We start from the raw sequence: 20,335 nt of genomic DNA on the forward strand, positions 1-20,335 counted from the left end.
TTCCTGGCCCAGGCAGTACTCAGGTGACCGCACATGAATGAATTACAGCTCGACGACTTCAAGACCGACGAAAACGCCGCCATGGTATTGCTGGTAGACGATCAGGCCATGATCGGCGAAGCCGTGCGCCGCGGCCTGGCGAATGAAGATAATATCGATTTCCACTTCTGCGCCGACCCGCACCAGGCCATCGCCCATGCGGTGCGCATCAAGCCAACGGTGATCCTGCAGGATCTGGTCATGCCCGGCCTCGACGGCCTGAGCCTGGTGCGCGAATACCGCAATCACCCGGCGACCAAGGACATTCCGATCATCGTCCTGTCGACCAAGGAAGATCCGCTGATCAAGAGCGCGGCCTTCGCGGCCGGGGCGAACGATTACCTGGTCAAGCTGCCGGACAACATCGAACTGGTCGCGCGCATCCGCTATCACTCGCGCTCCTACATGACCCTGCTGCAACGGGACGCGGCCTACCGCGCGTTGCGGGTCAGCCAGCAGCAACTGCTCGACACCAACCTGGTGCTGCAACGCCTGATGAACTCCGATGGCCTGACGGGGTTGTCTAACCGTCGGCACTTCGACGAATACATGGAACTGGAGTGGCGCCGTTCGCTGCGTGAGCAAAGCCAGTTGTCGTTGCTGATGATCGACGTCGACTACTTCAAGGCCTACAACGACAGTTTTGGCCACCTGGAAGGCGATGAAGCCCTGCGCAAGGTCGCCTCGGCGATCAAGGACGCCAGTGCCCGACCTTCGGACCTGCCGGCCCGCTACGGCGGCGAAGAATTCGCCCTGGTGCTGCCCAACACCTCGCCGGGCGGTGCGCGGCTGGTGGCCGAAAAGCTGCGCCAGACCGTGGCAGCCCTGAAGATCCCGCACAATTCGCCGAGCGGAGGGTCGAGCCTGACCATCAGCATCGGCCTCTCGACCATCACCCCGACAGCCGGCAGCAATTGCCGGGAGCTGATCTCGGCGGCGGACAAGGGGCTGTATTCGGCGAAGAATAATGGGCGTAATCAGGTGGGGGTTGAGTAGGGGCGTGCGCACCGATGGTTGATTAGAAATAGCTGACAAGCTTATTTTTGATGGAGTAAAAATAAACCTGTCAGCTATTCGTATGTTTTACGGAGTCTGCGCCTGCGTTCGCCGCCCAATGACGTTCTTCAATCGCAACTGTCTCGCAGCGGGATGGTAAGTACAAGAGCGAAGTCGTGCAGGACGACGACTTCGTTGCGGATCTCCTCACGCGCATGTCCCGAGTAACTTCCGGTTCATAAAGACGTCACTGGTCCTCTTTGTTGGTCCCCCAATAGTCGTTGAGCTATTCCTGCCGCACCAACCACGCGGTTTGTCTTTGCGACGCAATTCGCACTCAAGTTCCTGAACGCTATTTTTAGCTTTGCGGGACTGCTCCCGATTTTCATTTTGCCGGATTTTTTTCGAACACTGCACTTCATTCAGAACCAAGCCGCTTGCTCCACTTTGACAAAGAATTTCGCTGATCTCTTCCGCCGGGAAGTCATGGCCTTCGACCGGTTACGCGTAGAAGCAAAATCCTGAGCAATGCGGCTTTACGTTTAGGTGAAAAGCGCGGCACGAATAAACGCAATCGGTACACAATATGAATTTTAGGAAAGTTCGATGAATCGACAAATTGTCCTGAGTCCAGGAGCTATAGAAATACGTTTGGGGTAAGCGTTTTGTTTGTAGCTTGTTGATAGCAATCTCTACAGTTTAAGAATCGTCTCTCTTGCATATAGTCCCGGTCCTACACGGAAAAATATTGATCAATTGTGTCGTGGGGGTTACAACTAATCCCGTCATTGCAAGTTGATGGCATGTGTTCAGATAGCTGGTGCTAGCAGTTTCAGCTCCTATGTCAAATAAGGAGTGGCAAGAGTGATTTAACTCTTGGGTGAAGTGCAGGGCTAGGGCACCCTAGTCTTGAATAATAAGGAGATAGTATGCGAGAGCTTAACTTTAATGTAGGTCATGTCGCAGTCGTAGATTTTTCAGAATCCAATTCACAGTCTGTTGCGGAATATTTTTCTAGAAATCAGAAGCATCTAGAAGCTTCTATGCCGAAACGTCCTTCTGAATTTTATACACAAGCGTTCTGGCAGGAACAATTGTCACGCTACCAATTATCACGCGCCGCTGGTAACGAGTTGCGGTTCGCTCTTGTCGATAGCGGAAAGGTAGTAGGTATAATAAGTTATGATCAAATAGTAAAAGGTCCTTTTCGAGCTTGCTATTTAGGTTATAGCATCGATAGAGAGTACCAAGGAAAAGGGTTAATGAGAGAGGCACTGTCACAAACAATTAGCTATGTGTTGGATGAGTTAAATATGAATAGGGTGATGGCAAACTATGAACCGTCAAATCAACGAAGTGTCAAATTGTTGAAGTCACTAGGGTTTGAGCGTGAAGGGTACGCCAGGAAGTATTTGAAGTTGAATGGCATGTGGCGGGATCATATTTTAACAAGCTTAATTTCAGATTAGGAATCGTTGAAAGGATGAGAGTATGGAACCGATACATCCGACTGCATCGGTCTGTCGACCATCCCCCCGAAAGCGGGCAGCAATTGCCGCGACCTGATCCTGGCGGCGGACAAGGGGCTGTATTCGGCGAAGAAAAATGGGCGCAATCAGGTGGGGGTTGGGTAACGCTCGACTTGATGGTGATGAACCTGTGGCGAGGGGGCTTGTCGGATCGCCGCACCGCCCCGTTGGGTCGCGAAGCGGCCCCGAAACTGCCGCCTATGTCTGCCAGACATACCGCATTGACTGGTTTTACGACTGCTTCGCAGTCGAACGGGGGCAAGCCCCCTCGCCACAGGTGGGTGGTGACTGCTTGATTTGCAGTTGGCAGGTGGCCGCTGACTGAAACCATTCGCCGGTAAACCCGCCATGCGGGCTGCCGGGATCGCTTGATTACGGTATACTCGCCGGCTTTCAAAAGTTCGCCAACGAGTGCTGCCCGTCATGGAAATCAACCCGATCCTGAACACCATCAAGGACCTGTCCGAGCGCTCCGAAACTATTCGGGGGTATCTTTGACTACGATCAAAAGCATGAGCGTCTGACCGAAGTCAATCGCGAGCTTGAAGATCCGAGTGTCTGGAACAAACCTGAATACGCCCAGGAGCTGGGCCGCGAGCGCGCTGCGCTGGCGCAGATCGTCGATACCCTCGACGAACTGAACACCGGTCTGGCCGATTGCCGTGACCTGTTGGACATGGCCGTTGAAGAGAACGACGAAGGCGCAGTGGGCGATGTCGTCGCCGAGCTGGCCCGTCTCGAGGAAAACCTCGCCAAGCTTGAATTCCGCCGCATGTTCAGCCACGAAATGGACCCGAACAACGCCTACCTGGACATCCAGGCCGGTTCCGGCGGCACCGAAGCCCAGGACTGGGCCAACATCTTGCTGCGCATGTACCTGCGCTGGGCCGACAAACGCGGCTTCGACGCGACCATCATGGAACTGTCCGCCGGTGAAGTCGCCGGGATCAAGGGCGCGACCGTGCACATCAAGGGCGAATACGCCTTTGGCTGGTTGCGCACCGAGATCGGCGTGCACCGCCTGGTGCGCAAGAGCCCGTTCGACTCCGGCAACCGTCGCCACACCTCTTTCTCCGCGGTGTTCGTTTCCCCCGAGATCGATGACAAGGTGGAGATCGAGATCAACCCGGCAGACCTGCGGATCGACACCTATCGTTCTTCCGGTGCCGGTGGTCAGCACGTAAACACCACCGACTCGGCCGTACGTATCACCCACGTACCGACCAACACCGTGGTCAGCTGCCAGAACGAACGTTCCCAGCACGCCAACAAGGACACCGCCATGAAAATGCTGCGGGCCAAGTTGTACGAGCAGGAAATGCAGAAGCGCAACGCGGCGTCCCAGGCGCTGGAAGACACCAAGTCCGATATCGGCTGGGGTCACCAGATCCGTTCGTACGTGCTCGATGCCTCGCGGATCAAGGATCTGCGCACCAACATCGAACGCAGCGACTGTGACAAGGTGCTCGATGGCGACATCGACGAATACCTGGAAGCGAGCCTGAAATCGGGGCTGTAATACACTGACACACCGCGCCCCCCTGTAGGAGCCGGCTTGCCGGCGATCCCCGGCCGAAGGCCGGGGACAACGAACCAGATGGAATATTTAAAGACATGAGCGACCAAGAACTCGACCCGCAAGCCCTGCAACAGGAAGAAAACTCCCTGATCGCCCTGCGCAAGGAAAAGCTTGCTGCCGAGCGCGCCAAGGGCAATGCCTTCCCGAATGACTTCCGCCGCGAAAACTACTGCGAGCAACTGCAGAAACGGTACGCGGACAAGACCAAGGAAGAGCTCGCAGAAGCTGCAATCCCGGTCAAGGTTGCCGGTCGCATCATGCTCAACCGTGGCTCGTTCATGGTGATCCAGGACATGACCGGTCGCATTCAGGTCTACGTCAACCGCAAGACCCTGTCCGAAGAAACCCTGGCCGCGGTGAAAACCTGGGACATGGGCGACATCATTGCCGCCGAAGGCACCCTGGCCCGTTCCGGCAAGGGCGACCTGTACGTTGAAATGACCAACGTGCGCCTGCTGACCAAATCCCTGCGCCCGCTGCCGGACAAGCACCACGGCCTGACCGACACCGAGCAGCGCTATCGCCAGCGCTACGTTGACCTGATCGTCAACGAAGACGTGCGCCAGACTTTCCGCGTGCGTTCGCAAGTCATCGCGCACATCCGCAGCTTCCTGATGCAGCGTGACTTCCTGGAAGTGGAAACGCCGATGCTGCAGACCATTCCTGGCGGCGCGGCAGCCAAGCCGTTCGAGACTCACCACAACGCCCTGGACATGGGCATGTTCTTGCGCATTGCGCCGGAGTTGTACCTCAAGCGGCTTGTTGTCGGCGGCTTCGAGAAAGTGTTCGAGATCAACCGCAACTTCCGTAACGAGGGCGTTTCGACTCGTCACAACCCTGAATTCACCATGTTGGAGTTCTACCAAGCCTACGCCGACTACGAAGACAACATGGACCTGACCGAAGAGCTGTTCCGCGAACTGGCTCAGCTGGTTCTGGGCAGCACCGACGTGCCATACGGCGACAAGGTGTTCCACTTCGGCGAGCCGTTCGTGCGTCTGTCGGTGTTCGACTCGATCCTCAAGTACAACCCCGAGCTGACCGCTGACGACCTGAACGACATCGACAAGGCCCGCGCCATCGCGAAGAAGGCCGGGGCCAAGGTGCTGGGCTTCGAAGGCCTGGGCAAACTGCAGGTGATGATTTTCGAAGAGCTGGTCGAGCACAAGCTGGAGCAGCCGCACTTCATTACCCAGTACCCGTTCGAAGTGTCGCCGCTGGCCCGTCGCAACGACGACAACCCGAACGTCACCGACCGCTTCGAGCTGTTCATCGGTGGTCGTGAAATCGCCAACGCCTACTCCGAGTTGAACGACGCGGAAGACCAGGCCGAGCGCTTCATGGCCCAGGTGGCCGACAAGGACGCTGGCGACGACGAAGCCATGCACTACGACGCCGACTTCGTGCGTGCGCTGGAGTACGGCATGCCGCCAACGGCGGGTGAAGGCATCGGCATCGACCGTCTGGTGATGCTGCTGACCAACTCCCCGTCGATCCGCGACGTGATCCTGTTCCCGCACATGCGGCCGCAAGCGTAAGTGTTTCAAATAAAAAGCCGCCTTTGAGGCGGCTTTTTATTGCCTGTCTGGTACAAACGTATCAACTTGTTACTTTCATCTGAGAGGAAATACCTGTCGTGATTCGTGCAATAGCTCAAGAAGGTGCAGCGGGTATCGCCACTGCGGTCGCTGAAAGTGTTCAGTACCAGGGCCGCAAGGCCAGCCGACAGGGCAGTGAGCAGCGTCGACAGGACATTCTCGACGCCGCCATGCGCATTGTCGTGCGCGATGGCGTGCGCGCGGTACGGCATCGCGCGGTGGCCGCCGAGGCGCAAGTGCCTTTGTCGGCGACCACTTACTATTTCAAGGATATCGATGACCTGCTCACCGATACCTTTGCCCAATACGTGGAGCGCAGTGCCGCGTACATGGGCAAGTTGTGGGTGAACAACGAAGGTCTGTTGCGCGACATGATCGCCAGCGGCGATGGCAGCCCGCAGGCGCGCTCGACACTGGCGGACGATATTGCACGGCTGATGACCGATTACGTTCACCGGCAACTGGTCAATCGCCGCGAGCATTTGATGGCCGAGCAGGCGTTCCGCCAGGAGGCTTTGCTCAACCCGCGCCTGGCCGAACTGGTGCGCTCGCATCAGCAAATCCTGCTGCAGGGCTCTTGCCAGCTGTTCCAGGTGCTGGGCTCGCGCGAGCCGCATCAGGATGCCAAGGTGTTGACGGCGATTATCGGGCGGATGGAATATCAGGGGCTGCTCAACGTAGACGAACCGGCCGCCGAAGAGGAAATGCTCGGCATCCTCAAGCGCTACATGCACCTGGTGCTGGCGTCGGTGTAGCCCGGTTGGTGCATGACCTGTGGGAACTGGCCTGTGGCGAGGGGGCTTGCCCCCGTTGGGTGGCGAAGCCGCCCCAAAACCAGTGACCTCGGTGAGACAGTCAGTCCGGATGCGCTGGTTTTACGACTGCTTCGCAGCCGAACGGGGGCAAGCCCCCTCGCCACAGAAGGCGCTGTGCATCTGAGGGCGAAGCGTGTTCATAGGGAGTGTTGAATGAAAGCCTGGCGTGTCGTTGTGATCGCCTTGTCGTTCCTGCTGCTCAGTGGCTGTCTGGTAACCTTCAAGGAGCCGCTGCCCACAAGCGAACCCGCGCCTAAAGGATTGCTCGGCAAATGGACCAGCACCAATGCCTGGGGCGAGGCGCTCAACCTCGAACTGAGGCACATCGGTGACAACCGCTATCAGGCCGTCAGCTATTACCGGGCCAGGCCCAGGGAGCGGGAGGCCTATCCCTTCACGGTGTCACGCCATGGCAACCGCTGGTATCTGTCGGCGAAGGTGCCGGCGCAGTTCGGTGGGCATTTCACCCTGGGCGGTTTTGAGCTGACCGACAAACATGAGTTGGTGGTCTACAACCTCGATCTCGATCAGATCAACCAGGCCATCAAGCAGAAAGCCCTGAGCGGTGAAAGCTTCCAGACCGGCGACGGCGATGGCGTAATGATCGACAGCAACATGGACCAAGTCGCCGCCTACCTCGACGACCCGGCCAATTCCGATGTGTTCGTCGAAGCGGTGCGCTATCAGCGTCAGGCCAAGGCCAAATAACCGGCATCAACAGGTTTCTACAGGAGTTTCGCGTGGACGATTACCAACAGTCGATACGCATTTTGTCCGATCGCATCGTGCTGGCGCAGACGCCGATCCGCGTACTCGATGCGGTCAAATGGGACGACAATATTCGCAAGGGTTTCCTCAAGGCCAAGGGCAAGGAAATGCCGGCGGTGGACCGCGACTACTACCTCAACCGGCCGCTGGCGTTCGATTCCAGCAAGGTGAAGCTGGAGTTCCAGAACATCGAGCGCGACATCACCCGCCAGCTCGGCCAGTTCAACCCGGTCGGCCAGATCATGCGGCGCATGTGCAAGGAATACCGCATGGTGATCCGCATGCTCGAAGCCCGTGGCACCGAGGATTTCGGCCTGATTTCCCAGGAGCTGTACGGCGCCGCCTCCGATGCGTTCCACGCTGGCGACCCGACCCTTTCCGACCTGGGCATGATGCTGTCCGAATACCTGAACAACATCGATGGCCGTGGCGACCTCAAGGACGAACCGAAGACACTGACGGCCAAGGATGCGGTCGACATGTTGCAGCATCGCTTGAACAAGGTGTTTGGCGAAGCCGAGGAAACCATTCGGGTGTTCGAGTCCGATGGCATCGTCGCCGACGCGGCGGCCGGCGCCGACTACATCAAGATCCGCTCCGACGCGATGTTCAACAACCGCGATGTGCGCGCCCTGGAAGTCCATGAAGGGCTGGTACACGTCGGCACCACCCTCAACGGCCTGAACCAGCCGATCTGCACCTTCCTGGCCAAAGGGCCGCCCTCGTCGACGGTGACCCAGGAAGGCCTGGCGATCCTGATGGAAATCATCACCTTCGCCTCCTACCCGAGCCGCCTGCGCAAGCTCACCAACCGCACTCGCGCCATTCACATGGTGGAGGAGGGCGCGGACTTCCTGCAGGTGTTCGAGTTCTTCCGCGAGCAGGGTTTCGAGATGCCCGAGAGCTACAGCAACGCCAGTCGCGTGTTCCGCGGCTCGGTGCCGACAGGTCTGCCATTTACCAAAGACTTGTCCTACCTCAAGGGCTTCATCATGATTTACAACTACATTCAACTGGCCGTGCGTAAAGGCAAGCTGGAGCAGATACCGCTGTTGTTCTGCGGCAAGACCACCCTGGAAGACATGCGCACCTTGCGCCAGTTGGTGGACGAAGGCCTGGTGGTGCCGCCCAAGTACCTGCCGGAACAGTTCCGCGACATGAACGCGCTGTCGGCGTGGATGTGCTTCTCCAACTTCCTCAACCACCTGAGCCTGGACCGGATCGAGGCGGATTACTCCAACATCCTGTAAGGGCTGGTGAAATCCAAATGTGGGAGCGGGCTTGCTCGCGAAAGCGGTGTGTCAGCCAACTGAGATGTTGAATGTTAAACCGCATTCGCGAGCAAGCCCGCTCCCACAGGGGTATGTATTCCAATCTTCACTGCGAGGTTTCAACGGATGAGAATCCTCGGCATCGTCTGCCTTCTCCTGGTCTTGAACGGTTGCAGCTCACTGCTGTTCTACCCCGAACCCGGCCAGTTGTTCACCCCGGAAAAGGCCGGGCTCGAATACCGCACCGTCACCCTGAACACCGCCGATGGCCTCAAACTGAACGCATGGTGGCTGCCGGCGAAGCAGGGAGTGGAGGTCAAAGGCACAGTGCTGCACCTGCACGGCAATGGTGGAAACCTGCCCATGCACCTCGGCGGCAGCTTTTGGCTGCCGGAAAATGGTTACCAGGTGTTGCTTGTTGATTATCGCGGTTATGGCCTGTCCGAAGGCGAACCAAGCCTGCCGGCAATCTATCAGGACATCGATGCGGCGTTCGCCTGGCTGGACAAGGCGCCAGAGGTTCAAGGCAAGCCGCTGATCCTGCTCGGCCAGAGCCTCGGTGGCTCGATGGCCGTGCATTACCTGGTCCAGCACCCGCAACGGCAGAAGCAACTCAAGGCCATCGTCCTCGATGGCGTACCCGCCAGTTACCGCAGCGTCGGTCAATTTGCGTTGAGCCATTCATGGGTGTTTTGGACGTTCCAGGTGCCGTTGTCATGGCTGGTGCCGGATGGCGACAGCGCGATCAACGCCATGGCGCAGCTTAAAGACGTGCCGAAACTGCTCTACCACAGCATCGACGATCCGATCGTGCCTCTTTCCAACGGCATCCGACTGTATCAAGCTGCGCCGCCGCCGCGGGTGCTGCAACTGACCCGTGGCGGTCATGTGCAGACGTTCGCCGACCCGGTCTGGCGCACAGTCATGCTGCGTTACCTCGATGACCCGCAGCATTTCAACGGCCTGCGCCGCCTGGGTGAAATCCCCAATTACCCGGCACCGCCGAATTCTGAAGATGAACCACCAGAGAGTCCGCAATGAGTGAAGAACGTAACGCCATCCCGCTGATCATCACCGGTATCTGCAGCATCCTCGGCACCGTGGGGGCCCTGTGGTGGTACGGCTACCTGCACTTCGCCAAGCCTGAAGATGCGTTGCTGCTCAACGAATTCACCATGCTCAAGACCGTTCCGGGCGAAGACTACAAAGTCTCTCTGGAACCGGCCGCGCAAGTGGCGCAGTGCATCGATGGCGTGCTGGTGCTGTTCGACATGGAACAGAAGGGCCTGACCGGTGTGCTGGTCGACAGCAAGAAGAAAGCCGTGCGCTGCATGGGGCAGGAAACGCCGCAGAAGCTGGAGCAATAAACCGGTCCTGACCAACAACACAAATCCAATGTGGGAGCGGGCTTGCTCGCGAAAGCGGAGTGTCAGTCAACATTGATGCTGAATGTTCCACCGCATTCGCGAGCAAGCCCGCTCCCACAGGGGGAGTGATGCGGCCGATTATTGCGTGTTGGCGCTAATCGCCGAACGCGGCACTACCGGTTGATTGTCATTGGAAATGGTCACCTCCACCCGACGATTCATCGCCCGGCCCGAGGTGCTGGCGTTATCCGCCACCGGATACTCCTTGCCGTACCCCTGCGCCACGATCCGCGCCGGATCGACGCCCATCTTCACCAGCGCAGCCCGCACGGAGTCCGCGCGACGTTCCGACAGCGACTGGTTGTGCGACGCCGTACCGGTGCTGTCGGTATAACCTTCGACAATCACTTTGCGGTCGGGGTTTTCCTGGAGGTACTGCGCCAGTTTGTTGATGTTCATCAGGCCGTTGGATTTCAGCTCGGCCTTGTCCGTGGCGAACAGCACATCGCCAAAGGTCACCAGTGTCCCGCGATCGGTCTGCCTGGCGTTGAGACTGTCCTTGAGTTGTTTGATCTGCTGATCCCGGCCTTCCAGGCGGGCCTCGGCCCGTTGTGCCGAGGTGTTTTTCAGATTGGCTTCGGCGGTGCGCAGGGCAATGGTCTGCTTGGCCACTTCAACCCGCTGGTTGGTCAGATAGGCAAGCTGGTCGACCTTGGCCGCGTCCTCCTTGTCCCGATAGGCCTGATCGGCCTTGTCCAGATAATCGCTGGCTTCCTTGGTTTCCAGGGCGGCGACCTTGGCCGCTTGCGGGTCGGCCTGCAGCCCCGTGTAGTTGGTGCGGGCCTGTTCGAGGTTGGCGTTGGGTGGTGTGGAACAGGCCGCCAGGGCTACGGTGACAGCCAGCAGGGCAGGGATCATCAGTTGATTGGGTTTCATGATTTCGTCCTTTTAGTCGAGTGGGAATGCGTGGCGCCGCGCCGATTACTGAAGGGTGCGCTGGCTTTCCTGACGCAATTCCTGAACGCCTTTCTGCGCGTCCTTCACGGATTGTTCGGTCTTCATCGCCTGGGCCTTGCGCTCGGCCACGCGAGCGTCCCACTCGGCCTGTTCGGCGAGCGTCCGGGCCTGGTCATATTGTTTGTCGTGCATGGCGATTTCGGCTTGCTTGAGCTTGTCCTGGGCCGACTTCATTTCCACGGCGGCGAATTCGGTGCCGCCGGCACTCACGGCGTCGTTGACGGCCGATTGGGTCACCGCGTATTGCTCGGTTGGCGGGTTGCCGGCACAACCGGACAGGATCAGGCTGGTACCGAGGGCCAGCGCCGCCAGTTGGAGGCCGCGCGCATGAGTGAACGAGGATGTGCCGGTTCGGGTTTTCATGGTCTTCAACTCCATTGGGCTAACTCCTGAAAGCGTTGAATCCATCCTGGGCTGGGCGCTGAAGCCATCAATTGCGGGGCATTTTGAAACGCTCGTCCCAGGCGTGGTTACTTGGGTTGACCCGAGGCTTTTTTTGAAAGTTCAGAGAAATTAGCCGGCTATCGAAAAAAACGGGTTCGAATGGGCAGGCCTCTAAGGCGGGGTTTTGCGTCACGCAAAGCACTATGCCGGACCTCTTGCAGGCCCGGAGAAACGCAATTTTTCAAGCTGAAATACGGGCCAATGTGGGAGCGGGCTTGCTCGCGAAAGCGGTGTATCAGTCAACGTAGATGTCGAATGCCAGACCGCTTTCGTCGGATCGCCGCCCGGAGCAAGCCCGCTCCCACAGGGTTCAATGCAAATTCAGTGTTTCTGTTTGTCCTCAGGCATCGACAAATCGTGCAGATGCCGACGGGACAGCGCCAGGAAACGCGGGGTCGGCCCGATGTCTTCGTACAGCGGATCACCTTCTTCGTCAGTGGCAACCACGGTCGAGCCCTTGACGTACGGGAAGCTTCTTTCCAGCTCTTCCAGCGCGGCGCCGATCAGATCGCCGAGCAGTTCTTCGGGATGTCGTTTGGGGTACATCTCGACGATCGCGGCCAGCCGTGCGGCGGACTCCATATCCAAATGAATCGAGTAGCCGGTATCGGTCAGGCGACCCTTGGCGTTTTCTTCCCAGTGGTGGGCAAGCTCGCGGATTTTCATATTGACCTCATTGCGCTCCCGCTCGTGGCAGGCAGGGTGAGTGTGACGACAGCCATTGTGCGGCTTCTCTTCAGACTAGCTTCTACAGGCAAGGTTTACAGGCCCTTCGTCGTCTTGCTTGTAAGAACCGGTCTGGGGCGGCACTCTCTAGATTCGTAGCCGCCCGGATTTTTTGCTGGAGACCTGCTGATGACTGATATTGATGCACGCTTGCGCGAGGACGTTCACCTGCTGGGTGAGCTGTTGGGCAATACCATTCGTGAACAATATGGCGACGATTTCCTCGACAAGATCGAGCAGATCCGCAAGGGCGCCAAGGCTGACCGGCGCGGTTCCATGGACGCCGAACTCAGCGCCAGCCTCAATCAGTTGTCCGAAGACGAATTGCTGCCGGTGGCGCGGGCGTTCAACCAGTTTCTCAACCTGGCCAACATCGCCGAGCAATACCAGTTGATTCACCGTCGCGAGGAATCCCAGGAGGCGCCGTTCGAGGCCAGGGTGCTGCCGGAGTTGCTCGCGCGCCTGCGCGCCGAGGGGCATGGCGCCGAGGCGCTGGCCCGGCAACTGGGCCGGCTGGAGATCGAGTTGGTATTGACCGCGCACCCGACCGAAGTGGCACGCCGCACACTGATCCAGAAGTACGACGCCATCGCCGCGCAACTGGCGGCCCTGGATCACCGCGACCTGACCAGCGCCGAGCGCGAGCAGATCAAGACCACCTTGCAGCGCCTGATCGCTGAGGCCTGGCACACCGAAGAAATCCGCCGCACGCGTCCGACACCGGTGGATGAAGCCAAGTGGGGTTTCGCGGTGATCGAGCATTCGCTGTGGCAGGCCATTCCCAATTACCTGCGCAAGGCCGACCAGGCCCTGCACGACGCCACCGGCCTGCGCCTGCCACTGGAGGCGGCGCCGATTCGCTTTGCCTCGTGGATGGGCGGTGACCGCGACGGCAACCCGAACGTGACGGCGGCGGTTACCCGTGAAGTGCTGCTGTTGGCGCGCTGGATGGCGGCTGATTTGTACCTGCGCGATGTCGATCACCTGGCGGCTGAGCTGTCGATGCAGCAAGCCAGCGATGAACTGAAGGCCAAGGCTGGCGACAGTGCCGAGCCTTACCGGGCCGTGCTCAAACAGCTGCGCGAACGCCTGCGGGCGACACGCAACTGGGCACACGCCGCCTTGTCGACGTCGATCCCGGCACCGAGCGATGTACTGCAAAACAATCGCGAACTGCTCGATCCGCTGGAGCTTTGCTACCACTCGTTGCACGAGTGCGGCATGGGTGTGATTGCCGACGGGCCGTTGCTCGATTGCCTGCGCCGTGCGGTGACCTTCGGCCTGTTCCTGGTGCGTCTGGATGTGCGCCAGGATTCGTCGCGGCACACCGCGGCGATGACCGAAATCACCGACTACCTTGGCCTCGGTCGCTACGAGGACTGGAGTGAAGAAGAGCGCATCGCCTTCCTGATGCGTGAATTGAGCAATCGTCGTCCCTTGTTGCCGGCGTACTTCAAGCCATCCGCCGACACCGCCGAAGTGCTGGCGACCTGTCGGGAAATCGCCGCTGCACCGGGGGCATCCCTCGGTTCCTACGTGATTTCCATGGCCGGCGCGGCTTCCGATGTACTCGCCGTGCAATTGCTGCTCAAAGAGTCCGGTGTATTGCGACCGATGCGCGTGGTGCCGCTGTTCGAAACCCTGGCCGACCTCGACAACGCGGGTCCGGTGATCGAGAAACTGTTGCTGTTGCCGGGTTATCGCGCGCGCCTGCAAGGGCCGCAGGAAGTGATGATCGGCTACTCCGACTCGGCCAAGGACGCCGGCACCACTGCGGCGGCCTGGGCGCAGTACCGGGCGCAGGAGCGACTGGTGGACATCTGCCGTGAACAACAAGTGGAGCTGCTGTTGTTCCACGGTCGCGGTGGCACCGTGGGACGTGGCGGCGGTCCGGCCCACGCGGCGATCCTGTCGCAGCCACCGGGTTCGGTGGCGGGGCGTTTCCGTACCACCGAACAGGGCGAAATGATTCGCTTCAAATTCGGCCTGCCGGACATTGCCGAGCAAAACCTCAACCTGTACCTGGCCGCCGTGCTTGAGGCGACCTTGCTGCCGCCACCACCACCCACGCCTGAGTGGCGCCATTTGATGGACGAACTGGCCGCGGACGGTGTCAGCGCCTACCGCGCCGTGGTGCGGGAGAACCCCCAATTCGTGGAGTATTTCCGTCAGTCGACGCCGGAGCAGGAGCTCGGGCGCTTGCCGCTGGGCAGTCGTCCGGCCAAGCGTCGGGCCGGAGGAATCGAAAGCCTGCGGGCGATTCCGTGGATCTTCGGCTGGACCCAAACGCGCCTGATGTTGCCCGCCTGGCTGGGTTGGGAGGCGGCCTTGAGCAAGGCGCTGGAGCGTGGCGAAGGGGAGCTGCTGGGGCAGATGCGTGAGCAGTGGCCATTCTTCCGCACCCGCATCGACATGCTGGAAATGGTCCTGGCCAAGGCCGATGCCGACATTGCGCGGTCCTACGATGAGCGTCTGGTAGAGCCGAATCTGCTGCCATTGGGTGCGCACTTACGCGACCTATTGTCGCAGGCGTGCACCATCGTTCTCGGCCTGACCGGGCAGTCGCAGCTGCTGGCACATAGCCCAGCGACCCTTGAGTTCATCCGCTTGCGCAACACTTACCTCGACCCTCTTCATCTATTGCAGGCCGAGTTGCTGGCCCGTTCAAGAGTACAGGACGTGGCGCAGGGCAGCCCGGTAGAACAGGCCTTGCTGGTGTCTGTGGCGGGGATTGCCGCCGGTTTGCGTAACACCGGCTAAGGTTTTTACCGTGGCATTGGGCGTCCGGCTCTACGGCCGGATGCCAGCCGATGGCGAGCATAAAAGTGCAGCCAGGCGACAGTTAATGATGGGGTTGCGACTTGGGAAACTGTGCGCAAAGGTCGCAAGAGGCAGCGGTTTCTCCGACTTTCGGCGTCTTGTGTGGGCGCAGCCTGCTGTGTATCTTGATCAGCCTTTGGCCGTTTGGGCGGTCACGACCCTATTTTTGAGATTGGCCCCACGAGGCGAATCTGACGTTATCTATATAAAAAATTGAGGAGCACATCGATGCGCGTCATTCTGCTGGGAGCTCCCGGGGCCGGTAAAGGTACTCAGGCTAAGTTCATCACCGAAAAATTCGGCATTCCGCAAATCTCCACCGGTGACATGCTGCGTGCAGCGGTCAAGGCCGGCACCGAGCTGGGCATCAAGGCCAAGAGCATCATGGATGCCGGCGGCCTGGTGTCCGATGACCTGATCATCGCACTGGTCAAGGACCGTATCGCCCAGTCCGACTGCGCCAACGGTTTCCTGTTCGACGGCTTCCCGCGCACCATTCCCCAGGCTGAAGCCCTGGTGACTGCCGGCGTCGAGCTCGATGCAGTGGTTGAAATCGCCGTCGAAGACGAAGAAATCGTCCAGCGTATCGCCGGTCGCCGTGTTCACGAGGCCAGCGGCCGCGTGTACCACATCGTCTACAACCCGCCGAAAGTTGCTGGCGTAGACGATGTCACCGGTGAAGATCTGGTACAGCGCAAGGACGACACCGAAGAAACCGTGCGTCATCGCCTGTCGGTCTACCATTCCCAGACCAAGCCGCTGGTGGATTTCTACCAGAAGCTGTCGGCTGCCAACGGCAAGCCGAAGTACAGCCATATCGAAGGCGTCGGTTCGGTTGAAGCGATCACCGCCAAGGTGCTTGCAGCCCTGAGCTGAAAAACCTGATTCGCTGCATCATCCACGGCCCGCTTGCGGGCCGTTGTTGTTTATACTGACGCACTTTTTCTGACCTCTTTTACGGAAACATCAATGAGCACCTTGCTGGCCCTGGACACCGCGACTGAAGCTTGCTCCGTTGCCTTGCTGCATGACGGCAAGGTCACGAGTCATTACGAGGTGATCCCGCGCCTGCACGCGCAGAAGCTGTTGCCGATGATCAAGCAACTGCTGGCCGATGCTGGCACCACACTGCAAGCGGTCGATGCCATTGCGTTCGGCCGTGGCCCGGGGGCCTTCACCGGCGTGCGCATTGCCATCGGCGTGGTGCAAGGCCTGGCGTTTGCCCTGGAGCGCCCGGTGCTGCCGGTATCGAACCTGGCCGTGCTGGCGCAACGTGCGCTGCGCGAACACGGTGCCACTCAGGTCGCCGCGGCCATCGACGCGCGGATGGACGAAGTGTATTGGGGGTGCTACCGCGAAACGGCTGGGGAGATGCGTCTGGTGGGTGCGGAAGCGGTATTGCCGCCGGAGTCGGCTGCATTGCCGGCCGATGCCAGTGGTGAATGGTTTGGCGCGGGCACCGGGTGGGGTTATGGCGAGCGCATCGCCGTCAGCCTGAGCGGGCAGGACGCGGGCATGTTGCCCCACGCAGAAGACCTGCTGACCCTGGCGCGATTTGCCTGGGAACGCGGCGAGGCGATCGTGGCCGACGAGGCGCAGCCGGTTTATCTGCGCGATAAAGTGGCGACGCCTAAAGCGCGTTGATTCACGCAGTACCTGTGGGATAGTGTTCTGCTCTAATTCTGCCAATCATCAGTTTCTAACCCCAGCTTTTAAACCTTTTGCCTTTTATGTGTTCTAGTTATCACTCGGCGGTTTGCGAAGTGGGTATTGCGCCACTAAACTGCCATCACTGATTCCGAGCATGCACCTATGCGTATAGACGGCGTTTCCTCTCAGTCCTACTCCATCAAGCGCAAGCCAAGCAAAGGCCGAGTGGTGGAAGACGACGCCATTGATATCGAAGGCGAGCTGGAATTCCCGACTGAAGAGCAGCTGGCTGCCCGCGCCGCCAAAGCCTCTGCGCAAAAACTGAGCAACCTTCCCGCCCGCCAACAAGACATGCTTTACCACCGTGCCATGAGCAAAAGTGTGGCGATGGCCCTGGCCAGCTACCTGAGCACCGCCGGTTTCGTCGACTGGGAAGCGGATGTGCTGGGTCTCGACCTGTACATCTGATGTTGCTGCCGTATTACCTTGGTTGTCCTTCGTGGAGCGAAAACGCCTGGCGTGATTACCTGTATCCGCCGGACGCCAGGACTGCCGATTTTCTTGCTCTCTATTCCCAGGTTTTCAATGCCGTGGAAGGCAACACGACCTTCTACGCGAGCCCGGCTGCCAGCACTGTGCAGCGTTGGGCCGAGACCATGCCCGAACACTTTCGCTTCACTGCCAAGTTTCCCGGTGAGATCAGCCACGGTGGCGATCTGCGCGAGCAACTGACCGCCGCCGAAACCTTCCTGCAATTGCTCAGCCCGCTCGGCGAGCGAGTGTCGCCGTTGTGGTTGCAGCTGTCGAAAAGCTTCACGCCGCAACGCTTGCCCGAACTGGCCGGATTCATCGATGCCCTGCAGCGGCCGCTGGCCGTGGAAGTGCGGCATGACGAGTTTTTCGCCAAGGGTGACAGCGAGCGAATGCTCAATCGTTTGCTGCTCGATCGCGGAGTCGAACGCATCTGTCTCGATTCCCGGGCGTTGTTCAGTTGCACCTCGACCGAGCCCTCGGTGCTCCACGCCCAAGCAAAGAAACCCCGTGTGCCACCGCGTCCAACGGCCTTTACGTCTTTTCCGCAGGTGCGTTTTATCGGCCATCCGACGCTTGAGGCCAACGACAGGTTCCTGGAACCCTGGGTCGAAAAAATCGCCCTGTGGATCGAAGAAGGCCGCACGCCGTACATCTTCCTGCACACGGCCGACAACCTGCTGGCGGCAAAACTGGCGCAGCGCTTTCACGCCCGGCTGATGCTGCGTTTGCCTGGCTTGCCGGCGCTGCCTGAGCTATACAGAGAACCCGTCGCCGAGCAACTTGGCCTGCTCTGAGGCGGATTCTTTCCCCTCTTCAGGAGCCTGCCAAATGGATGCGCAAACCCTTCGAGCCCAGGCGTTCAAAGCCCTTCACGAACGCCCGGGGGCTTTTGTGATTCCCAATCCGTGGGATGCCGGCTCGGCGAAAATGCTCGCCAGCCTTGGCTTCGAGGCGCTGGCGACCACCAGTGCCGGTTATGCCTTTTCCCTGGGCCGCGCCGATGGCGGATTGACCCTCGACGACACCCTGTTGAACGTCAAGGCGATTGTCGCCGCCACCGACTTGCCGGTTGCAGTCGACCTGGAAAACGGCTTTGCCGACAACCCGGCTGATTGCGCCAAAAGCATCTTGCGCGCAGCCGAGGCCGGGGCCGTCGGTGGTTCGATTGAAGATGCCACCGGCCGCGAAGAAGGCCCTATCTATTGTTTCGAGCACGCTGTGGCGCGCATTGAAGCCGCTGTGGCTGCCGCTCGCAGTTTGCCGTTCGACTTTACGTTGACTGCCCGTGCGGAAAACTTCCTGCACGGCAATCCCGATCTGGACGACACCATCCGCCGTTTGCAGGCATTCGCCGAAGCCGGTGCCGATGTGCTCTATGCACCGGGTCTGCGTAGCGCCGAGGATGTGCTGGCGGTGGTGCGCGCCGTGGCGCCAAAACCGGTGAATGTGTTGATGTCGGGCGGCTTGAAGCTGACGGTCGCGCAGTTGGGGGAAATGGGGGTCAAACGTATCAGCGTCGGTTCGGCGCTGGCATTGGCGGCCTATGGTGAATTCTTCCGCGCCGCCGAGGAAATCCAGACATCGGGCACGTTTGGTTTCACTTCCCGTTCGATGCCGTACCAGAAGGCCAATCAGTTCTTCAAAGGCTGAGGATCAGGCGGCGATACGCAGGTTTTGCAGGATGATCGGGCGTGCCCAGCCGTTATCGAAATCGAGCTGTTTCTGCTGCGCCACCAGCTCTTGCGGCGAGAACGGCGGGAACGGCTTGTCGAGCAGGTCGAGTTCGAACTCGGCGATGGGCAGGTGCAGCGAACGCGGTTGCGGGGCAGGGCCAGCTTCTGGCACCGGCTGACCGGCGTTCAATACGATCGGGCGAACCCAGCCGCTTTCGAAGTCCTGCTGCTTTTGCTGGGCGACGATTTCGTCCGCCGGGAACGGTGGGAATGGCTTGTCGGCCAGGTCCATTTCGAATTCGGCAATCGGCAGGAACAGCGGCTCGGGTGGGCGGACTTCGTTGTCCTTCACGTCGCATTCGCGCTGGGACACGATGTGGGCCAGCAGGTCGCTGCCGACAGTGGGTTCAACCGGGCTTTCGAGGTCGACCGGTGGAAAATTCAGAGATTCAGGTAGCACTTCACCCGACTGTTCGGCCAGCGCTCGGGCAAAGAAATCCTGCCAGATGTGGCTGACGCCGCTCAGTGCCTGGGTATTTCGCAGGTTGTAGTCGCCGTAGGGCGAGATAAAACCTGTGATTGTGGGTTGAATGTCTGACATTTCTCTCGGTCGACGCTCAGCTCTGGCAAAATGCTCGATAGTTTTGTTATCGGCAGTTTTTGCCGATCATTAATTTTTTGAGCGTGTTTTCCGATGATTGATCAACCTGCGGCCTGCCGTATCCATGTCCAGGCCCTGGACGCGGCTTTCGAACCACAAGCCGAGCAATGGGCCGAGCGCCTGGGCTTGCCGATGCAAGTGGCGGACGGCGAGTTTGCCCTGCAGGTGGGCGACCAGGGCTTGCAGTTACAGCAGATGGGGCCGGATGCACCGGGGCCGGTGCGGGTAGACTTCGTCGAGGGCGGTGCGGCCCATCGCCGGTTGTACGGCGGTGGCAGCGGGCAGATGATCGCCAAGGCTGTTGGCGTCGCCCAAGGCGTGCGCCCGCGAGTACTGGATGCCACGGCAGGGCTGGGCAAGGATGCGTTCGTGCTGGCCAGTCTCGGTTGCGAGATGAGCCTGATCGAGCGTCAACCGCTGATCGGCGCCTTGCTGGAGGATGGCCTGGCCCGTGGCGCGGAAGATTTCGACGTGGCGCCGATCGTGGCGCGCATGCGCTTGCTCAAGGGCAACTCGATCGAGGTCATGCGCAATTGGGAGGGCGAGCCGCCGCAGGTGATCTACCTTGACCCGATGTTCCCGCATCGCGAGAAAACCGCGCTGGTGAAGAAAGAGATGCGCCTGTTCCGGCCGCTGGTGGGCGATGACCCGGATGCGCCGGCACTGCTCGAAGCCGCCTTGGCCCTGGCCAGCCACCGGGTGGTGGTCAAGCGTCCGCGCAAGGCGCCTTGCATCGAAGGGCCGAAGCCGAGTCATGCGCTGGATGGCAAGTCCAGTCGGTATGACATTTATCCGAAGAAGGCGCTCAAGCCTTAAGACCGGGTCGCCTGCTTCGCGAGCAAGCCCGC

Annotated in this window: 20 protein-coding genes and 1 pseudogene; 17 read left to right on the forward strand and 4 right to left on the reverse strand. The window is 59.7% G+C overall.

Annotated features, from left to right (window positions below):
- The first annotated feature begins 33 nt into the window (after nt 1–33).
- From KGA88_RS26385 to KGA88_RS26435, 10 genes and pseudogenes are all read left to right on the forward strand, one after another.
- Nucleotides 34–1,035 (forward strand): PleD family two-component system response regulator, encoded by a 1,002-nt coding sequence (locus tag KGA88_RS26385; RefSeq protein WP_223595293.1) that lies wholly within the window; start codon nt 34–36, stop codon nt 1,033–1,035.
- A gap of 929 nt (nt 1,036–1,964) precedes the next feature.
- Nucleotides 1,965–2,504: a GNAT family N-acetyltransferase gene (locus tag KGA88_RS26395; protein ID WP_223595295.1), complete on the forward strand. Its 540-nt coding sequence runs from the start codon at nt 1,965–1,967 to the stop codon at nt 2,502–2,504.
- 42 nt (nt 2,505–2,546) lie between these two features.
- Nucleotides 2,547–2,669 (forward strand): annotated as a pseudogene (locus KGA88_RS26400) (diguanylate cyclase domain-containing protein); the annotation flags it as partial.
- 318 nt (nt 2,670–2,987) lie between these two features.
- A protein-coding gene (gene prfB / locus KGA88_RS26405; protein ID WP_098465888.1) for a peptide chain release factor 2 occupies nt 2,988–4,083 on the forward strand; the annotation gives its coding sequence in 2 pieces (ribosomal slippage) (nt 2,988–3,059 and nt 3,061–4,083; 1,095 coding nt in all).
- A gap of 95 nt (nt 4,084–4,178) precedes the next feature.
- Nucleotides 4,179–5,681, forward strand: coding sequence for a lysine--tRNA ligase (gene lysS, locus KGA88_RS26410; RefSeq protein WP_223595297.1), 1,503 nt, complete (start codon nt 4,179–4,181; stop codon nt 5,679–5,681).
- Between the two features lie 98 nt (nt 5,682–5,779).
- The gene (locus tag KGA88_RS26415; RefSeq protein WP_110662344.1) at nt 5,780–6,496 is read left to right on the forward strand and encodes a TetR/AcrR family transcriptional regulator; all 717 of its coding nucleotides are present in this window, start codon (nt 5,780–5,782) and stop codon (nt 6,494–6,496) included.
- 213 nt (nt 6,497–6,709) lie between these two features.
- On the forward strand, nt 6,710–7,264 hold the full coding sequence (locus tag KGA88_RS26420; protein ID WP_110663297.1) for a hypothetical protein: 555 nt from the start codon (nt 6,710–6,712) through the stop codon (nt 7,262–7,264).
- Nucleotides 7,265–7,296: 32 nt separating this feature from the next.
- Nucleotides 7,297–8,574, forward strand: coding sequence for a flavohemoglobin expression-modulating QEGLA motif protein (locus tag KGA88_RS26425; protein WP_160389893.1), 1,278 nt, complete (start codon nt 7,297–7,299; stop codon nt 8,572–8,574).
- A 147-nt stretch (nt 8,575–8,721) separates the two neighbouring features.
- Nucleotides 8,722–9,636, forward strand: coding sequence for an alpha/beta hydrolase (locus KGA88_RS26430; protein WP_223595302.1), 915 nt, complete (start codon nt 8,722–8,724; stop codon nt 9,634–9,636).
- Nucleotides 9,633–9,962 carry a hypothetical protein gene (locus tag KGA88_RS26435; RefSeq protein ID WP_046041078.1) on the forward strand — a complete coding sequence of 110 codons (330 nt, stop codon included), beginning with the start codon at nt 9,633–9,635 and terminating at the stop codon, nt 9,960–9,962. The genes KGA88_RS26430 and KGA88_RS26435 overlap by 4 nt, the downstream gene beginning before the upstream one ends.
- A gap of 138 nt (nt 9,963–10,100) precedes the next feature.
- On the opposite strand, the gene KGA88_RS26440 is transcribed toward KGA88_RS26435, so the two are convergent.
- From KGA88_RS26440 to KGA88_RS26450, 3 genes are all read right to left on the reverse strand, one after another.
- Nucleotides 10,101–10,898 carry an OmpA family protein gene (locus KGA88_RS26440; protein ID WP_110659725.1) on the reverse strand — a complete coding sequence of 266 codons (798 nt, stop codon included), beginning with the start codon at nt 10,896–10,898 and terminating at the stop codon, nt 10,101–10,103.
- A 45-nt stretch (nt 10,899–10,943) separates the two neighbouring features.
- Nucleotides 10,944–11,357 (reverse strand): DUF4398 domain-containing protein, encoded by a 414-nt coding sequence (locus tag KGA88_RS26445; protein ID WP_110659724.1) that lies wholly within the window; start codon nt 11,355–11,357, stop codon nt 10,944–10,946.
- Nucleotides 11,358–11,744: 387 nt separating this feature from the next.
- The gene (locus KGA88_RS26450; protein ID WP_110659723.1) at nt 11,745–12,089 is read right to left on the reverse strand and encodes a pilin assembly protein; all 345 of its coding nucleotides are present in this window, start codon (nt 12,087–12,089) and stop codon (nt 11,745–11,747) included.
- 189 nt (nt 12,090–12,278) lie between these two features.
- On the opposite strand from KGA88_RS26450, the gene ppc reads away from it, so the two are divergent.
- The 6 genes from ppc (at nt 12,279) to KGA88_RS26480 (ending at nt 18,803) form a co-directional block, all read left to right on the forward strand.
- Nucleotides 12,279–14,909 (forward strand): phosphoenolpyruvate carboxylase, encoded by a 2,631-nt coding sequence (ppc, locus tag KGA88_RS26455; protein WP_223595312.1) that lies wholly within the window; start codon nt 12,279–12,281, stop codon nt 14,907–14,909.
- A 288-nt stretch (nt 14,910–15,197) separates the two neighbouring features.
- Nucleotides 15,198–15,845 carry an adenylate kinase gene (gene adk / locus KGA88_RS26460; RefSeq protein ID WP_223595314.1) on the forward strand — a complete coding sequence of 216 codons (648 nt, stop codon included), beginning with the start codon at nt 15,198–15,200 and terminating at the stop codon, nt 15,843–15,845.
- A 93-nt stretch (nt 15,846–15,938) separates the two neighbouring features.
- Entirely contained in the window at nt 15,939–16,613 is a 675-nt protein-coding gene (gene tsaB / locus KGA88_RS26465) for a tRNA (adenosine(37)-N6)-threonylcarbamoyltransferase complex dimerization subunit type 1 TsaB (RefSeq protein WP_223595317.1), read from the forward strand.
- Nucleotides 16,614–16,781: 168 nt separating this feature from the next.
- On the forward strand, nt 16,782–17,087 hold the full coding sequence (locus tag KGA88_RS26470) for a hypothetical protein (RefSeq protein ID WP_110659719.1): 306 nt from the start codon (nt 16,782–16,784) through the stop codon (nt 17,085–17,087).
- The gene (locus KGA88_RS26475; RefSeq protein ID WP_223595319.1) at nt 17,087–17,947 is read left to right on the forward strand and encodes a DUF72 domain-containing protein; all 861 of its coding nucleotides are present in this window, start codon (nt 17,087–17,089) and stop codon (nt 17,945–17,947) included. Before KGA88_RS26470 ends, KGA88_RS26475 begins: the two co-directional genes overlap by 1 nt.
- Nucleotides 17,948–17,981: 34 nt before the next feature.
- On the forward strand, nt 17,982–18,803 hold the full coding sequence (locus KGA88_RS26480) for an isocitrate lyase/phosphoenolpyruvate mutase family protein (protein ID WP_223595321.1): 822 nt from the start codon (nt 17,982–17,984) through the stop codon (nt 18,801–18,803).
- Between the two features lie 3 nt (nt 18,804–18,806).
- On the opposite strand, the gene KGA88_RS26485 is transcribed toward KGA88_RS26480, so the two are convergent.
- Complete coding sequence (locus KGA88_RS26485; RefSeq protein WP_110659716.1) at nt 18,807–19,427, reverse strand: energy transducer TonB; 621 nt, start codon at nt 19,425–19,427, stop codon at nt 18,807–18,809.
- A gap of 93 nt (nt 19,428–19,520) precedes the next feature.
- On the opposite strand from KGA88_RS26485, the gene KGA88_RS26490 reads away from it, so the two are divergent.
- Nucleotides 19,521–20,303, forward strand: a complete 783-nt coding sequence (locus KGA88_RS26490) for a class I SAM-dependent methyltransferase (RefSeq protein ID WP_263296275.1) — start codon at nt 19,521–19,523, stop codon at nt 20,301–20,303.
- The last annotated feature ends 32 nt before the right edge of the window (nt 20,304–20,335 follow it).

The sequence above is a fragment of the Pseudomonas sp. A-R-19 genome (genome assembly GCF_019956575.1).
Classification (GTDB): Bacteria; Pseudomonadota; Gammaproteobacteria; order Pseudomonadales; family Pseudomonadaceae; genus Aquipseudomonas.

Excerpts from the sequence above, each read along its gene's own strand:
- KGA88_RS26385 (WP_223595293.1), top strand. The coding sequence starts at position 34 with ATGAATGAATTACAGCTCGACGACTTCAAGACCGACGAAAACGCCGCC.
- KGA88_RS26395 (WP_223595295.1), top strand. The coding sequence starts at position 1,965 with ATGCGAGAGCTTAACTTTAATGTAGGTCATGTCGCAGTCGTAGATTTT.
- lysS (WP_223595297.1), top strand. The coding sequence starts at position 4,179 with ATGAGCGACCAAGAACTCGACCCGCAAGCCCTGCAACAGGAAGAAAAC.
- KGA88_RS26420 (WP_110663297.1), top strand. The coding sequence starts at position 6,710 with ATGAAAGCCTGGCGTGTCGTTGTGATCGCCTTGTCGTTCCTGCTGCTC.
- KGA88_RS26430 (WP_223595302.1), top strand. The coding sequence starts at position 8,722 with ATGAGAATCCTCGGCATCGTCTGCCTTCTCCTGGTCTTGAACGGTTGC.
- KGA88_RS26435 (WP_046041078.1), top strand. The coding sequence starts at position 9,633 with ATGAGTGAAGAACGTAACGCCATCCCGCTGATCATCACCGGTATCTGC.
- KGA88_RS26440 (WP_110659725.1), bottom strand. The coding sequence starts at position 10,898 with ATGAAACCCAATCAACTGATGATCCCTGCCCTGCTGGCTGTCACCGTA.
- KGA88_RS26445 (WP_110659724.1), bottom strand. The coding sequence starts at position 11,357 with ATGGAGTTGAAGACCATGAAAACCCGAACCGGCACATCCTCGTTCACT.
- KGA88_RS26450 (WP_110659723.1), bottom strand. The coding sequence starts at position 12,089 with ATGAAAATCCGCGAGCTTGCCCACCACTGGGAAGAAAACGCCAAGGGT.
- ppc (WP_223595312.1), top strand. The coding sequence starts at position 12,279 with ATGACTGATATTGATGCACGCTTGCGCGAGGACGTTCACCTGCTGGGT.
- adk (WP_223595314.1), top strand. The coding sequence starts at position 15,198 with ATGCGCGTCATTCTGCTGGGAGCTCCCGGGGCCGGTAAAGGTACTCAG.
- tsaB (WP_223595317.1), top strand. The coding sequence starts at position 15,939 with ATGAGCACCTTGCTGGCCCTGGACACCGCGACTGAAGCTTGCTCCGTT.
- KGA88_RS26470 (WP_110659719.1), top strand. The coding sequence starts at position 16,782 with ATGCGTATAGACGGCGTTTCCTCTCAGTCCTACTCCATCAAGCGCAAG.
- KGA88_RS26475 (WP_223595319.1), top strand. The coding sequence starts at position 17,087 with ATGTTGCTGCCGTATTACCTTGGTTGTCCTTCGTGGAGCGAAAACGCC.
- KGA88_RS26480 (WP_223595321.1), top strand. The coding sequence starts at position 17,982 with ATGGATGCGCAAACCCTTCGAGCCCAGGCGTTCAAAGCCCTTCACGAA.
- KGA88_RS26485 (WP_110659716.1), bottom strand. The coding sequence starts at position 19,427 with ATGTCAGACATTCAACCCACAATCACAGGTTTTATCTCGCCCTACGGC.
- KGA88_RS26490 (WP_263296275.1), top strand. The coding sequence starts at position 19,521 with ATGATTGATCAACCTGCGGCCTGCCGTATCCATGTCCAGGCCCTGGAC.